We start from the raw sequence: 14541 nt of genomic DNA on the forward strand, positions 1-14541 counted from the left end.
CGCTCGGCCTGAGCCTGGTGCGCATGCTCGCCGACCAGCTCGACGGACAGCTCGACGTCTCTTCGCCCGGCGGCGCCTGTTTTACCCTGACTTTCACGCCCGACGCCCAGGAGGTGACTTTCATCGGCCCCGACCAGGACAGCCAGGCGCAACCCGCCGCCGCCGACCCGTCGCCCGACCCGCGATGCAAAGAGAACCGAGATCACCTGGTGCCGTAATCTCGCCTCCGCAGCAAGCTGTCCGCCGGCACCGGCGGCGGGCGGCGCGGGCCGATCCGCCTCGATGTCAACGCGCGGCGGTACGGCGACCATCGCCTCCGCCTGTCGATCAGCGACACCAAGCCGCGGTCCGCCACCACTTTACGGGCTCGAGCGCGCCGAGGCGCTCGCTGACCGGGCAGATCGACGGCCAGCTCGTCATCAGTGAGGAACGGGGGCGCCTGCATCGCCATCGGTTTCGTCCCGCCACCGGCCACCTCACCTGGCCAGTCACGGCGACGGAAGGCAGGCCTCGGCTTACTACGCCGCTTCCTCGATCCAGGCCGCTACGGCGGCCAGCAACTCGTCGTACAGCGTGCGCACCAGCGTCAAGCGCGCTGCCGCCTCGCTGCGGCGACCCTGCCCCTGCAAGCCGACGACCGCGACGCTTTCGGCGTGCAGCCGGCCGTGCACCGAAAGCATGGCCTGAAACGCCGGCGCCTCGGCACGACGGGTCTGGCTGGCCGCCACCAGCCATTGCCCGAAGCGGAAATCGCTCGCCTGCAGTCGCGGCGCGTCGGGCAGCGCATCGCGGCAATACGCGTCGAGCGCCCGGAGCAGCGCTCCGTACTCGACGGCCGGATAAAGCAGGGGCAGATCGCCGCCGAGCGGCGGGCAGTTCGCCCACTGGGCTGGCGGTCGCCAGTTGCGCAGCCAGCCGGAAAGTTCGTTCGCCGGTATCGGGCGAGCGATGGCATAGCCCTGTGCCCGCTCGCAACCGAAGCGCAGAAGCATGGCTCCGTGCTCGACACTCTCCACACCTTCGGCGATCACTTCGAGGCGAAAGGCGCGCGCCATTCCGAGCATCCCTTCGACCGTCGCCAAATTGGCCGGGTCGAGAAGCAGGTCGCCGACGACGCTGCAGTCGATCTTCAAAGCGACGGTAGACAACCGCCTCAGGTCAGCCAGTGAGCCGTGACCGGTGCCGAAATCGTCGACCGCGAAGCCGACTCCCAATGCAGCACAGTCGGCGATCACCGCGGCACTATGCGCGACGTTGCCCAGTGCGCCGGCCTCCGGCACCTCGATAGCGATACGTCGGCCCGCCGCACCGGAACAGGCCGCCAGGCGGTCGGCCAGCCGCGCCACGAAATCGGCCTGCAGCAGGACCGCCGCCGACACGTTGACGCTGACCCGCAGATCAAGTCCTTGCGCCTGCCAGGTTTCGATCTGCGACAGCACCGTGGCGAACACCCAGTCGCTCAGCTCGACGGCCAGCGGGCAGCCCTCGGTCGCTGGCAGAAAGGCCGCCGGCATCAGCAGGCCACGCGCCGGGTGCTGCCAGCGGAGCAGTGCCTCGACGCCGAGCACTTCGCCGGTTCGCATGTTGACTTGCGGCTGGTAATGGAGGACGAGTTCGCCGCCGGCCAAGGCCTGGCGCAAACGCTCGAGGCCTTCATCGTGGCGCAAGGCGCGATCCTTCTCGGCGTCGAACAGGTGGTAACGATCGCGTCCCGTCAGTTTCGCCTGGCACATCGCCTGGCTAGCCTGCTGCAGCAACTGATCGGCGCTCGCCGGGTCGTTCTGCGGGTAGCCGGTAAAGCCGACGCTGGCCGTCAGACACAGCGTGTTGCCATCGATCTGCAGCGGCTGGGCAAGCGTCGCGCGCAGGCGCTCGATCAGCGGCACGGCGCTCGACACCGTCGGCAGGTCGCCCAGCACGGCGATCAACTCGTCGCCCCCCAGGCGAGCGATGGTGTCTTCGTCGCGCAACTCCTCCCTGAGCCGCGTCGCCAGGCTGGCCAGTACGCGATCGCCGACATGGTGCCCGTGAGCGTCGTTCACTGCCTTGAAACCGTCGATGTCGATCGAGGCCACGACCAGGCGAAGGTCGCGCCGTCTGGCGTGTGCCATCGCCCGTTGCAGGCGGTCGGTGAGCAGCAGGCGGTTGGGCAAGGCGGTGACCGCGTCGTAGTAGGCGGCTCGCTCGAGTTGGTCGTGATACTCCTTCTGCCGGGTGATGTCGGAGAACAGCCCAACGTACTGGCGATTGTCGCCGTGGCGCTCGCCGATTGCACTGACGGTGAGCGCCACGGCGTACATCTCGCCGTTCTTGCGCCGGTTCCACAACTCGCCCTGCCAATGTCCCTTCTCGCTCAACTCGCGCCACATCGCGGAAAAGACTCCCGCTTCCTGACGATCCGATCGCAGCAGGCTGGCCGGCCGGCCCAGCACTTCTTCCCGGCTGTAGCCGCTGATCTCGGTGAAGGTCGGATTGACGTCGAGAATGATCGCCGCCGCATCGGTGATCATGATCCCCTCGCGCGCGCTCTCGAAGACGCCGGCTATCTGTTGCAGCCTGAGTTCGGTCTTCTTCCGAATGGTCACGTCCTGGGCCAGCACGATGAAGCTCGGCGCCCGGCCGGCGGCTTCGGCGACGCGCGAGACGCTCAGCTCGAACCACGAATCGCCATCCGATCCCGGCAGACGATACTGCCGACCCAACGAAAGACCCTGTTCCGACGCTTCGCGCACGGCGGCGAGACAAACTGCGGCAGCATCCGCCGGCAGCACATCGGAAACCTTGAGCCCCAGATAGCGTTCCCGTGACACGCCCGACAGATCACCGCGCGGCACGCGATAGTCGACGAAGCGCCCCGCGGCGTCGAGCTCGAAGAACAGGTGCGGCAGGGCATCGAGCACGGCGTGGTTGCGCGCCCCGGCCGCGGCCAGGTCGACCACGTTGCGCGAGGCCCGCCACAGATACAGCATTCGGTGGCCGAGCAGCGTCCAGTTCAAGGGCTTGGGGATGAAATCGGTGGCGCCGCAGTCGTAGGCCCTTTCGATCGACGCGGTGTCGTCCCGACTGGTCAGCATGGCGATCGGCAAACTCTGTCCGAACTGATCACGCACGGCGCGGCACACCTCGAAGCCGTCGGCACCGGGCATCGCCACGTCGAGAATGGCCATGTCGAAACGCGTTTCCTGCAACATCCGCAAGGCATCGATTCCGTCACCGGCGCTGAACACCGTGAAGCCGGACTTCTCCAAAGCGGCCCGGGCCAGCAACTGTGTAGTCAGGTCGTCGTCCGCGACGAGGACGCGGATCTCCTGCTTGCTCATACGTGCTCCTTTACCCATTGTCGTAGTGCCGCCGCGGCCTGCGCGTGGGCGACGTCGATTTCGGCCAGCAAGGCGGGCGCGTCGGACAGCCTCGCCTCGCGGCCGCAGGCCTCGAGAAGCTGCAACAAGCCCTGCAGCCGCCGGGCGCCGACATTGCCGGCACTCGACTTGAACGCGTGCGCATCGAAGGCGAGCGCCGAAGCATCGCCGGCGGCCAGGGTCCGATGCAGCTGCGGTAGCTTCTCCGCCGAAGTGTCCAGAAAAATGCCGATAACCTGATTGACAAGCCGCAGCCCGCCACCATCGATGGCGCGAATCTGTCGCAGGACGTCGTCGGCCAGAACGGCCGTCTCATCGTCGCCGGCGGTGGCTGCCGGCATGACGGCGCCCGCCGGCGTCGTAGCCTTCGGCGGTGCCTCGGCCGCCGACGGCGTCTCGACGACGGCCGCGGTCGCTGACGGCGTCGAAGTGGTGGTGACCAGCGGCGGCGCGGGAACGGCGGCGCTCGCCGACTCGTCGGATGTCGCCGACGGCGGCAACCAGCGAGCGAGCATCGTGGCCAGCTGGCCGAAGCTCACCGGCTTGGACAGGTAGTCGTCCATGCCCGCATCGAGGCAGCGGTGCCGATCGCCAGCCATCGCATTGGCGGTCAGGGCGATGATCGGCAGGCGAACCGCACGGCCTTGCTGGCGCTGGCGGATGACGGCCGTCGCCTGGTAGCCGTCCAGCACCGGCATCTGGCAATCCATCAGAACCATATCGAAGTTGCCGTTCGCCACGCGATCGACGGCATCCTTTCCATTGACCGAAAGTTCGGCCTGCACGCCGAGCCGGGTCAGCATGATGAGCAGCAATTCCTGACTGTCGGGGTTGTCCTCGACCAGCAGGACGCGGCCACGCAGCCCAGGCGCGGCGACATTCGGAGCGACAGCGGGGAGCGCCGGCGTTTTTGTTGGACTGGACGGCGGCAAGTTCTCGTCCGGGGTCAGCGCGCCGCGCATCGCCATCAGCAGGTGGCGGGTGAGAAACGGTTTGTACAGTCGGCGTGTGACGCCGTTCTCGGCGAGTTGCGCGGCGTTCGCCGGACGCGACGACGGGGTCAGCAGAATGCTGCGCGTGTCGCTCAGCGCCGGCTGTCCCTTGATCCGCCGAGCGCAGCGCAAGCCGTCCATGTCCATCAACGACGCGTCGACCAGGAGCAGGGCATACGGATCGGCGGTCGCCACCGCCCGTTTCATGATGTCGAGAGCGTCATTCCCGCTCTCAGTGCAAGTCGTCCGCAGGCCCCATTTTTCAAGTTGGCGCTGCAGGATCTCGCGCGTCGCGCGGTGGTCACCCGCGATCAGGACGCGCTTGCCAGCCAGATCATCGACCACCAGGAGCGGCGGCCGCAGATCCCGGGCTTTCGGCAGGCTCAGTTCGACGCGGAAGCACGAGCCCTGGCCCGGCCGGCTCTCCAGATGGAGGCTGCCGTTCATCAGGTCAACCAGGCGCCGGCAGATGGCCAGGCCGAGCCCGGTGCCGCCGTAGCGTCGGGTGGTCGAACCATCGGCCTGGGCGAAATGCTCGAACACCTTGGTCTGCGCGGCGACCGGAATGCCGATGCCCGTGTCTTCGACGGCGAAGCAGAATCTGACCTGACTGTCGCTGCCACCCAGAACCTTGGCGCGCACGACGATCTCCCCGCGCTCGGTAAATTTGACCGCGTTGCCGATCAGGTTGGCGGCCACTTGCCGCAGGTGTTGCGGATCACCGTTCAAGGGCAGCGGGTAGTCGCAATCCGCCAGGTCGACGAGCAGCTCCAGGTTCTTGGCCGAGGCCGGTTGAGCGAACATCGCGGCGGTCGTCTCGATCAGTTCGCAGAAGTCGAAATCGGTGGCTTCCAGCTCGATCCGCCCGGCCTCGATGCGGCTGAAGTCGAGGATGTCGTTGATGATGGTCAGCAGGTGCTGACCGGAGCGCTGCACGGCTTCGGCGAAACGGCGCTGCTCGGCGTCGAGGCGGCTGGCCAGCAGCAACTCGGTCATGCCGAGCACGCCGTTCATCGGGGTCCGGATCTCGTGGCTCATGGTGGCCAGGAACTCGCTCTTGGCCTGGCTCGCCGCTTCGGCGGCCAGTCTCGCGCGGCGCTCGCCTTCGGTCATTTCGCCGAGCGAGAGTGCCATGGCGTTCATCGTCGTCGCCAGTTCGCCCAGTTCGTCGCCTCGCCGAATGTCCAGACGGGTGTCGAAACGACCGCCTCGGATCGCCCGCGCGGCCTCGACCATCTGCCGCAGCGGCGAGGAGAACGAACGCGCCAGGACGAAAGCCATCGCCGCCGCCGGCAAGAGGATGAACAGCGTCGCCCCGACGCTGGCGAGCAAAGCGTGCTTGGCAAGTTCGTCAAGCGCGACGAGCGAGAACTCCATGTGGGCATAGCCGACGCGCCTGCCGTCGGCCAGGATCACCGGCGCCAGCACGTGCATGTGGTCGCGATCGACGGCGGCGAATGCCCTCTCGGTGCTCTCCGCCGCGAGCAGCCAGTCGGCACGGAGGAAGGGTTGACCGCTGGCCCGGTTGTCTGCCGTGTGATCGGCGAAAATCCGCCCCCGCCTGTCGAGCGCCTGCGCCGCAATCAGGTCGGCGTCGCCCCGCTTGGCATCCAGTTGACGGGACATCGCGTCGATGTCGTGCTCGACCATCGCGTCGTCCAGGCTGCGCGCCAGGCTGAGGGTCAGCGCCTCGGCCTTGCTCTGGAACTGCTGTCGCGACTGCCGGGATTGTTCGACGAATCCGAAAACGCCCAGGCTGGCCGAGGCAACGACGACCACCGCCATCGAATAGCCGATCAGCTGTGCGCGGATCGACAAGCTCCTGCGCATCGTCCGCCCTACTGGGTGTCGCCAGCGCCGCCTGACGACGCCGAGCCGGCAAACAACTGGTCGAGCACCTCTGGGGCGATCGGCCGATAGAGTCGATAGCCCTGCAGGAACAAGTCGCCGAGGTCGAGCAGGAAGCGCTGCTGGCTCTCGGTTTCCACTCCCTCGGCGACGATGTCGAGTCCCAGCTCGCGAGCCAGCGAAAAGATGGCGCGCACGATCGCTTCGCCCTGGGAATCGCCGGGAATGCCGGCCAGAAAACTGCGATCGATCTTCAGGCGGTTCAGGCGCAGGCGCTTGAGATAGGCGAGACTGGAGTAGCCGGTGCCGAAGTCGTCGACGGTGACCTGGACGCCCATCGACACCAGGCCATCGATCATTTTTACCGAGTGATCGAAGTTGCTCATCAGCCAGCTCTCGGTGAGCTCCAGCTCCAGAGCTTCGGGCTCGAGCTGGGCGACAGCCAGCGCGTCTACGATCGAACTCAGGAAATCCGGGGCGCGGATCTGCCGCGCAGAGATGTTGACCGCCATGCGCAGCCGCGGCATCGACCCGGCGCGCCAGAGGCGCGCCTGGGCGCAGGCGGTCTTCAGCACCCAGGCACCGATCGGCAGGATGAGCCCGGACTTTTCGGCGAGCGGTATGAAATCGCCCGGCGGCAGCAGTCCCTGCTGCGGATGCTGCCAGCGCACGAGCGCCTCGACCGAGTCGATGCGTCCGCGGTGCACCACCGGCTGATAGTGCAGGCGCAACTCGCCGTGATCGACGGCGAGCCGCAACTGGCTTTCCAGGCGCGTCTGTTGCAGCAGCGCGGGAGCACTTTCGCGACCGGCGAAGCAGACCTGATTCTTGCCCATTTCCTTGGCCTGGTACATGGCGTTGTCGGCGCTGACCACGAGGTTGGCGACTTGCGTGCCATCGCGCGGGAAAACGGCGACGCCGATGCTGCCGGTGACGCGGCTCTCCTCGCCAGCGAACTCGACCGGTTTCGAGAGTTCCTCCAGAATGTTGGTGGCCACGCGCGCCAGGCTTTCGTCGCTGCTCGCCGACGGCGTGACGACGACGAACTCGTCACCTCCCCAGCGGGCGACGATGTCGCTATCGCGTACACAGGCGCGCAGGCGTTTGGCGGTGACGACCAACATGTGGTCGCCGCCCTTGTGGCCGAGTGTGTCGTTGATCGCCTTGAAGCCGTCGAGGTCGATGAACAGCAGTCCCAGCGAATCGTCGCGCCGCCGGGCCAGGGCCAGCGCGTGACCGGCCATGTCGATCAGGTGCGCACGGTTGGCCAGGCCGGTCAGCAGATCCTGGCGCGCCATCTGGGCCAGCCGCTGTTCGGCACTCTTGCGGGCACCGATGTCCTGCGTCTGGACGATGCAGTAGAGCGGCGAGCCGTCGGGTTCGCGCACCAGCGAAACGCTGAGCAGCGTCCACACCGGAGCGCCATCGCGACGCAGAAAGCGTTTTTCCATCTGAAACGCCGGAATTTCGTCGTTCACCAGCGCGCGCAGGGCACCGAGTTCGGCATCGAGGTCCTCCGGCTGACTCAAGCGCCAGAGGTTGATCCCCGCCAGTTCCGATTCGCCATAACCGAGAAGCTGGGCGACCGAGCGGTTGTTCTGAAGCACCCGTCCGTCCATCGCGACCAAAGCGATGCCCACCGCGGCATGATCGAAGGCGCTGTGGAAGCGCTCCTCGCTTTCGCGCAGCGCGCGCTCGGCCTCGCGCCGCCGGCTGATGTCGCGGAAGACGAGCACCGCGCCGAGCAACTGGTTCTCGTCGTCGACGATAGGCGCCGCGCCTTCATCGACCGGCACTTCACCACCGGTACGCGCGACCAGCAGCGAAGTATCGCGACTCTGCACCAGTTCCCTGGCCACCAGCGCGGCAACGAGCGGGTTGTCGACCGGCTGCCGGCTGGTTTCGTCCACCGTGCACACGACTTCGGACACCGGCCGGCCGCAGGCATGCTCGTGCGGCCATCCGGTCAGACGTTCGGCGACCGGATTGAGAAAACGCACCACCCCCTCCGGGTCGGTGGCCACGACACCGTCGCTGATGCAGTGCAAGGTCTTGGCAAACCACTGTTCGCTGCGCCGCAACTGGGTTTCCATCTGCGCCTTGACGAGCGCCACTTCGATCGTCGCGCGCACCTCGTCAGGCCGAAACGGCTTGATCAGATAACCGTAGGCACCGGCCGCGCGGGCCCGCCGCACCGTGGACTCGTCGCTGTTCGCACTGAGAAACACCACTGGCACACGACGCGTCTCCTGCAGCATTTCGGCCGTTGCGATGCCATCGAACGGCCCCTTGATCATGATGTCCATCATCACCAGGTCCGGTTCGCTGGCTTCCGCCCGCTCGAGCGCCTGGGCACCGCTGACCGCTGTCGCCACCACATCGTAACCGAAAGCCTCCAGGTGATAGCGCAAGTCCATCGCGATCACCGCTTCGTCTTCCACAATCATGATCCGCTTAGCCGTCATGGCTGATCACTCCTAGCTTGGCTTGCTTCACGAAAACGCAGGCGATAGCGCGTACCGCCGGCACCTTCCAGGCTCATTTGACCTTCCAGTTGATCGGTCAGCGAGACGACCAGGCGCAAACCCAGTGACGAACTCCGCCGGAAGTCGAAGTCCTCGGCAATTCCGATCCCGTTGTCGGACACTTCGAGCGTCAGCATGCCATCCGCATCGGCCGAGAAGCGGGTCACGACGGTGCCGCCGGCACCGGCCGGGAAGGCATGCTTGAGCGCGTTGGTCACCAGTTCGTTGACCAGCAGACCGCAGGGCACCGCGGTGTCGATCGAAACCCGGGTGTCGTCGGCCTCGACACGCAGCGTGATGCCGCGCCGACTGGCCATCACCGCCTGATCGAGGCTGTCCATCAGACTGCGCAGGTAGCTGCCGAGCGCGATGCGCGCCAGGTCGCCGGAACGATACAACTGCTCATGCACCAGCGCCATGGCCTTGACCCGTGCGACGCTGTCGGCCAGCACTTCGCTCAAGCGAGGATCATCGATGCCACGGCCTTGGAGGCTGAGCAGACTGGCGACCACCTGCAGGTTGTTCTTGACGCGATGATAAATCTCTTTGAGCAGTACCTCGCGATCATGCAGCGCGCTTTGCACGCGTTCTTCGGCGTGCTTCTCGGCGGTCACGTCACGCAGCAGAGACATGACGCCGACGACTTCGCCGGCGGCATCGGTGAGCGGGGTATTGAACCATTCGCAGAAAATGGTTTTGCCACCCTTGGTCAGGTTCTCGTTGGTGATGTGCGCGCCACCACGGTTGTCCCGCAACTGTGCCAACACCGGTTCGACAACCGGCATCGCTCGCGGCGGCACGATGAGGTCGACCTGGCGACCGAGCGCTTCGTCACGCGTATAGCCGAAGATACCGGCCGCCGCCGGATTCCATTCGACGATACGGAAGTCGGCGTCCCACTCGATCACTCCCAGCATCGATTGCTGCAGGTGCAGGGAAAGTTTGCGCTCGGTGGCACGAAGATGCTGCCATACGACGCGGCTCTCGGTAATGTCGCGGCCGAAGGCGATGCTGCAGGATTCGGCACCGAACGTCGCGGTAGCGCCGGCAAGAGTCCAGGCAATGCAGCGCTGACGTCCATCTCGGCAAACCATGGTGCTTTCGCATTCGTTGCCGCCAAGCTCCGCATCCGGCCTTGCCCCCCCTGCAGGAAGCAGCGCCGGCAGCCCTTGGACAGCGGCGCGCAAGTGCTCGTAGGGCTGCCCGATGACGTCCTTTCCCGTCAGGCCGCTAAGCCGCCGCGCCTCGCCGTTGAACACCTGCACGCGACCGGCGCGATCGACGCCGACGACGACCACTCCGGCACTGTCGCTGATGGCCCGCCAGAACAGTCGGCTGCGCTGCTGGTGCCGCGCACGGCCGTGATTGAGCCAGATCAGCAAGAGGCTGAAAAGTGCCAGCGTGGCGAAAGCCAGCCCGGCGTGCCACATTTCGCTGCGCCATCCGGCCAGAACCTCGCTACGCAGTGCGGTGACTTCCAGGACCAGGCGTGGCGTGTAGTCGACGCCGTCGCCGGACAGTGTCTTGGCCGCGCTGATCCATTCCTGCCCATCGCTGACGGTGAAGCCGTGGTCATTGGAATAGCGGCCGCCACCAGCGAGATGACGCGACAACGGCGTGTCGGACTGGAGAAGGGTACGGCCGGCGTACCTTTCGGACCCAGGCAGCCGCAGCACGACGTCGCCACTCTCGTGAAACAGTCCCACCGTCATGGTTGGCGTTGCGAGCAGCGAACCCAAAGCGGAAGCGAAATGATCGACCGTCAGAGCCAGCGTCAGCGTCACCGCGGGCAGTTCGGTACGCGGCGCGAAATGCCGGCTGAGCATGATGACCGACCGGCCTGATGTCTCGGCCATCGGTCGCGAGACATAGAGTACGCCTTCGCGGGTCGTCGAGCTCAGGTGCTCGTCGAACGCCGCCGGACTCGCCAGCCCGGCGAGGTAACCCGAATCCAGAAGGACGCGACCGTCGCTGGTGTGCATCGCATAGCCGCGCGCCTGTTCGAGCAACGGAAGATCGTCGCGCAACAGGCGGTCGACGGCGCGGATGCCCTGTCCGCGATCCCCATAAACTTGGTAAGCAGCGAGCAGCAAGCGCCCGGTTTGCCGCAGCGACGCGCCGACGCTCTGGTCCACGGCATCGAGCCCGATGCGCGACCGGGCGAGCACGCTTCCGATCTCGTCCGTGTGGCGCTGCCAGGCGAACCAGCCAAAGGCTCCCGCCAGCCCGACGACGACCAGCAGGGAAGCGAGCAGGCTGCACCAAAGTACCCTGTCCCTTCGGAGACGACCGACCACACCCGGCAGCCAGCGGGTATCGCCGCGCCCGGCGAGCGGGCGCTTCCCCTCGCAGCGGTCGACCGCGCTCTCCGCGAGGGTGTTGTCTGACGGCTGCATCGATCGGGCTCCAGGGTGCCGCAGGCGGCTCGGATCGTCAGGCCGCGACCCTGACCGGCAACCTCGCCAGGCCCGCGTGATGTTGCGCAATCATAGCGCAAGGTCATCACTGGCGCCACTTCGCGACCCTCGCCGGTAGGCGGCACGGGCTTGCCAGGCGGCGTGTCGGACGACCGTGCCATAGCGGTGGAAGCTCGGCACCGCAGAACGCAGGCGGACGTGATTTCGACACCGCGAGCGGATGCGCTCACCGACTGGCCGATCTCGGCCAGCGCCTGTGCGACTGCTCGGCGAGCTTGTGCGTCGGTAGCGACGGCGAAGCCCCGTCCGTGTCGCCGGCTCGCGCCGCCCGGATGGCCGCGTCCAAGGCCAGCAGCAGAGAGGTGTCTGGCCAGCGACAAAGGCGCTCAGCCTACTCCAGTCGACTGGGCACCAACAGGTCCAGGGGTTACCACGAGCGGTTGGCACCGCAAGCGACCCGAGCGGGTGACGGTTCGCGACACTATGGACGTCATCCGGCGGCATGGGCATCAGCCACCAGAGGAATACGTGATCGGGCTGCGTCAGCGGCCTTCTGAGGCGGGTTTCAGGCTTTCAACAGATCCTCGCGCTCGCCGAGCCAGCGCTGGAGGTGACGCCTGACCCGTGCGGGATCGTCGCGCAGCCACTGGACGGCCGTCGTCTGCGCCAGTCCGACCAGATCGGCGTCGGCATCGAGATCGGCGTAGCGCAACAGGGGTACACCCGACTGGCGGCACCCGATGAACTCGCCAGGACCACGCAGGCACAGGTCGTGTTTGGCGATCTCGAAACCGTCGTCGTTTTCGAAGATGATCTTCAGCCGCGCCCGAGCGGTACGCGACAGCGGTTGCTGGTAGAGCAGTACGCAAAGCGAGTCGTGCGCGCCGCGTCCGACCCGCCCGCGCAACTGGTGGAGCTGCGAAAGCCCGAAGCGTTCCGCATGTTCGATGACCATCAGGCTGGCGTTGGCGACGTCGACACCGACTTCGATGACCGTCGTGGCGACCAGCAGATCGATCTCGCCAGCCACGAAGGCGGCCATCACGGCCGCTTTTTGGTCGCTCCTCAGGCGACCGTGCAGCAGGCCGATGCGCAGCCCAGCCAGTTCGTCGGTCAGCGCGGCCCAGGTATCGAGCGCCGCCTGCAGTTCGAGCTTGGCGGACTCCTCGATCAACGGGCAGACCCAGTAAACCTGCCGGCCACAGGCGACGACGGCGCGCACCGCGGCGGTGACTTCGGCGCGGCGTGTCTGCGAGAACAGGCGCGTACGCACCGGCGAACGGCCCGGCGGGAGTTCGTCGATCACCGAGACATCAAGGTCGGCGTAGTAGCTCATCGCCAGCGTGCGCGGAATCGGCGTCGCCGACATCATCAACTGGTGTGGATTGGCGCCCTTGTGCCGCAAGGCGAGCCGCTGTACGACGCCGAAGCGATGCTGCTCATCGATGATGACCAGTCCGAGGCGGGCGAAATCGACGCTTTCCTGGATCAGGGCATGCGTCCCGACGATCAGTTGCGCCGTCGTCGCGGCTTGTTGCTGCTTCGCCTGCCGGTTCTTTTTCGTCAGACCGCCGGCCAGCCAGACGACTTCGACGCCCAACGGCGCGAACCAGGCGTGCAGCTTCAGGTAATGCTGCTCGGCAAGGATTTCGGTGGGCGCCATGAAGGCCGCTTGATAACCGGCCTCGATCGCCTGGCAGGCGGCCAGTGCCGCGACTATCGTCTTGCCACTGCCGACATCGCCCTGCAAGAGGCGCTGCATCGGGTGCGGCTGCGCCAGATCGGCGGCGATCTCGGCGGCGACCCGCCGCTGCGCGCCGGTCAGGGCAAACGGCAGCGCCGCTTCGAGACGACCGGCGAGGCGGCCGCCGCCGGCGAGGGCCGGCGCTCCACGGCTTCGGCCAGCCAGCCAGGCGCGGCGCAGCGAGAGTTGTTGCGCCAGCAGTTCGTCAAACTTGATTCGTCGCCAGGCGGGATGGCGGCGCGCCTGCAACTCGGCCTGTTCGACCGCTGGCGGTGGCGAGTGCAGCAGCGTCAGCGCCGCCGCGAGGGTCGGCAGAGAATGGCGGCGACACCAAGCGTCGTCGAACAGATCGGCGAGGTCGACGGTGTCCAAGGCGCGACCGATCAAGCGGCGCAGCGTGCCCTGCGACACCCCACCCGTCGTCGGATAGACGGGCGTCAGCGAGCGCGGCAGCGGTTCATCGTCGGCCAGCACCCGGTAGCGCGGATGAATCATCTCCGGGCCGAGAAAGCCGTCGCGAATCTCGCCGAAGACGCGCAGCCGGCGGCCTTGGTCGCGCGCCGCCTCGAGCCCGCTCTTCTGGCTACCGTAGAAACTCAGAAAGCGCAGCCAGAGGACGCCACCCGACGCCGCCGCATCGCCGAGCCGAGCCACGAGCTGACGGCGCGGCGCCTGCTGGACGGTAACTTCGAGGATCCGTGCCTCGATCTGTACTGGAATGCCACGCGGCGCGTCGACGATCGCGCTCAGCCGCGTCTCGTCCTCGTAGCGCAAGGGCAAATGCAAGACGAGATCGACGCACCGCTCGAGGCCCAGCTTGCGCAGTCGGTTGCGGATGGCTGGCGGGGCATCGATGGCATCCGCGGCCGGCATCAGCCGTCGATCACCATCACCGCATCGGCCTCGACCAGGGCATCGCGCGGCAGAGCGGCAACGCCGACCGCGGCACGCGCCGGGAAAGGCGGCGAGAAGTAGCGGCCCATCACTTCGTTGACCGTCTTGAAGTGCGTCAGGTCGGTGAGATAGACGTTGAGCTTGACGACATCGGCCAGCGAACCACCGGCCGCTTCGGCGACGGCCTTGAGGTTCTCGAATACGCGCACGATCTGCGCCGCTATCCCGTCCGCCAGCAGCATGTTAGACGGATCGAGGCCGATCTGGCCCGAAAGATAGATCGTATCGCCCACCCGGACGGCCTGCGAGTAAGTACCGATGGCGGCTGGCGCCTGAGGCGTCGAAATGATCGTTCTCGTCATGATCCTGTCCTCTACAATAGGTCGTGTTGAAAACGGGAGATACTAAATGACGAGCACGATCATCGCCAGCTTCGAGAAGCTGCTCGACGGCCCGCGTGACGGGGCGCTGCTGCGCTACGCGCTGGGCAACGAGTATCTGAAGGCCGGCAACGGCGAACAGGCTGCCGCCCACCTGCGCGCGGCGATCGAGCGCGACGCCACTTTGTCTGCCGCCTGGAAGCTCCTCGGCAAAGCGCTCGACCAAAGCGGTCAGCACGCCGAAGCGCTAGCCGCCTATGAGCGTGGAATCGCCGTCGCGGAAGCGAAAGGCGACCGCCAGGCGGCCAAGGAAATGGCCGTCTTTGCCCGGCGGCTGCGCCGGCAGATGGCAGACACCGACGGCTGACCGGTCGTCGACCGC

The 14541-nt window shown here is 66.7% G+C and carries 7 protein-coding genes and 1 pseudogene; 2 read left to right on the forward strand and 6 right to left on the reverse strand.

Going from position 1 to position 14541, the window contains the following annotated elements; all coding sequences use genetic code 11:
* Nucleotides 1-218: pseudogene (locus Q1M07_RS17475) on the forward strand (hypothetical protein); the annotation flags it as partial.
* Nucleotides 219-518: 300 nt separating this feature from the next.
* On the opposite strand, the gene Q1M07_RS17480 reads toward Q1M07_RS17475, so the two are convergent.
* The 6 genes from Q1M07_RS17480 to Q1M07_RS17505 all read right to left on the reverse strand — a co-directional run bounded on the left by Q1M07_RS17480 (nt 519) and on the right by Q1M07_RS17505 (nt 14141).
* On the reverse strand, nt 519-3320 hold the full coding sequence (locus Q1M07_RS17480; protein WP_300456046.1) for an EAL domain-containing protein: 2802 nt from the start codon (nt 3318-3320) through the stop codon (nt 519-521).
* Nucleotides 3317-6181, reverse strand: a complete 2865-nt coding sequence (locus Q1M07_RS17485; protein WP_300456049.1) for a response regulator — start codon at nt 6179-6181, stop codon at nt 3317-3319. The genes Q1M07_RS17480 and Q1M07_RS17485 overlap by 4 nt, the downstream gene beginning before the upstream one ends.
* Nucleotides 6182-6189: 8 nt before the next feature.
* Nucleotides 6190-8664 carry an EAL domain-containing protein gene (locus Q1M07_RS17490; RefSeq protein WP_300456052.1) on the reverse strand — a complete coding sequence of 825 codons (2475 nt, stop codon included), beginning with the start codon at nt 8662-8664 and terminating at the stop codon, nt 6190-6192.
* A complete protein-coding gene (locus Q1M07_RS17495; protein ID WP_300456055.1) occupies nt 8661-11120 on the reverse strand; it encodes a PAS domain S-box protein in 2460 nt (819 codons plus the stop codon). The genes Q1M07_RS17490 and Q1M07_RS17495 overlap by 4 nt, the downstream gene beginning before the upstream one ends.
* Nucleotides 11121-11706: 586 nt before the next feature.
* Complete coding sequence (gene recG, locus Q1M07_RS17500) at nt 11707-13758, reverse strand: ATP-dependent DNA helicase RecG (protein WP_300456058.1); 2052 nt, start codon at nt 13756-13758, stop codon at nt 11707-11709.
* On the reverse strand, nt 13758-14141 hold the full coding sequence (locus tag Q1M07_RS17505; protein ID WP_300456061.1) for a RidA family protein: 384 nt from the start codon (nt 14139-14141) through the stop codon (nt 13758-13760). The genes recG and Q1M07_RS17505 overlap by 1 nt, the downstream gene beginning before the upstream one ends.
* Before the next feature lie 46 nt (nt 14142-14187).
* On the opposite strand from Q1M07_RS17505, the gene Q1M07_RS17510 reads away from it, so the two are divergent.
* Nucleotides 14188-14526 (forward strand): tetratricopeptide repeat protein, encoded by a 339-nt coding sequence (locus tag Q1M07_RS17510; RefSeq protein WP_300456064.1) that lies wholly within the window; start codon nt 14188-14190, stop codon nt 14524-14526.
* Nucleotides 14527-14541: the final 15 nt, after the last annotated feature.

This window comes from Accumulibacter sp., assembly GCF_029255285.1.
Classification (GTDB): Bacteria; Pseudomonadota; Gammaproteobacteria; order Burkholderiales; family Rhodocyclaceae; genus Accumulibacter.

Coding starts and splice junctions, on each gene's coding strand:
- Q1M07_RS17480 (WP_300456046.1), bottom strand. CDS start 3,320: ATGAGCAAGCAGGAGATCCGCGTCCTCGTCGCGGACGACGACCTGACT.
- Q1M07_RS17485 (WP_300456049.1), bottom strand. CDS start 6,181: ATGCGCAGGAGCTTGTCGATCCGCGCACAGCTGATCGGCTATTCGATG.
- Q1M07_RS17490 (WP_300456052.1), bottom strand. CDS start 8,664: ATGACGGCTAAGCGGATCATGATTGTGGAAGACGAAGCGGTGATCGCG.
- Q1M07_RS17495 (WP_300456055.1), bottom strand. CDS start 11,120: ATGCAGCCGTCAGACAACACCCTCGCGGAGAGCGCGGTCGACCGCTGC.
- recG (WP_300456058.1), bottom strand. CDS start 13,758: ATGCCGGCCGCGGATGCCATCGATGCCCCGCCAGCCATCCGCAACCGA.
- Q1M07_RS17505 (WP_300456061.1), bottom strand. CDS start 14,141: ATGACGAGAACGATCATTTCGACGCCTCAGGCGCCAGCCGCCATCGGT.
- Q1M07_RS17510 (WP_300456064.1), top strand. CDS start 14,188: ATGACGAGCACGATCATCGCCAGCTTCGAGAAGCTGCTCGACGGCCCG.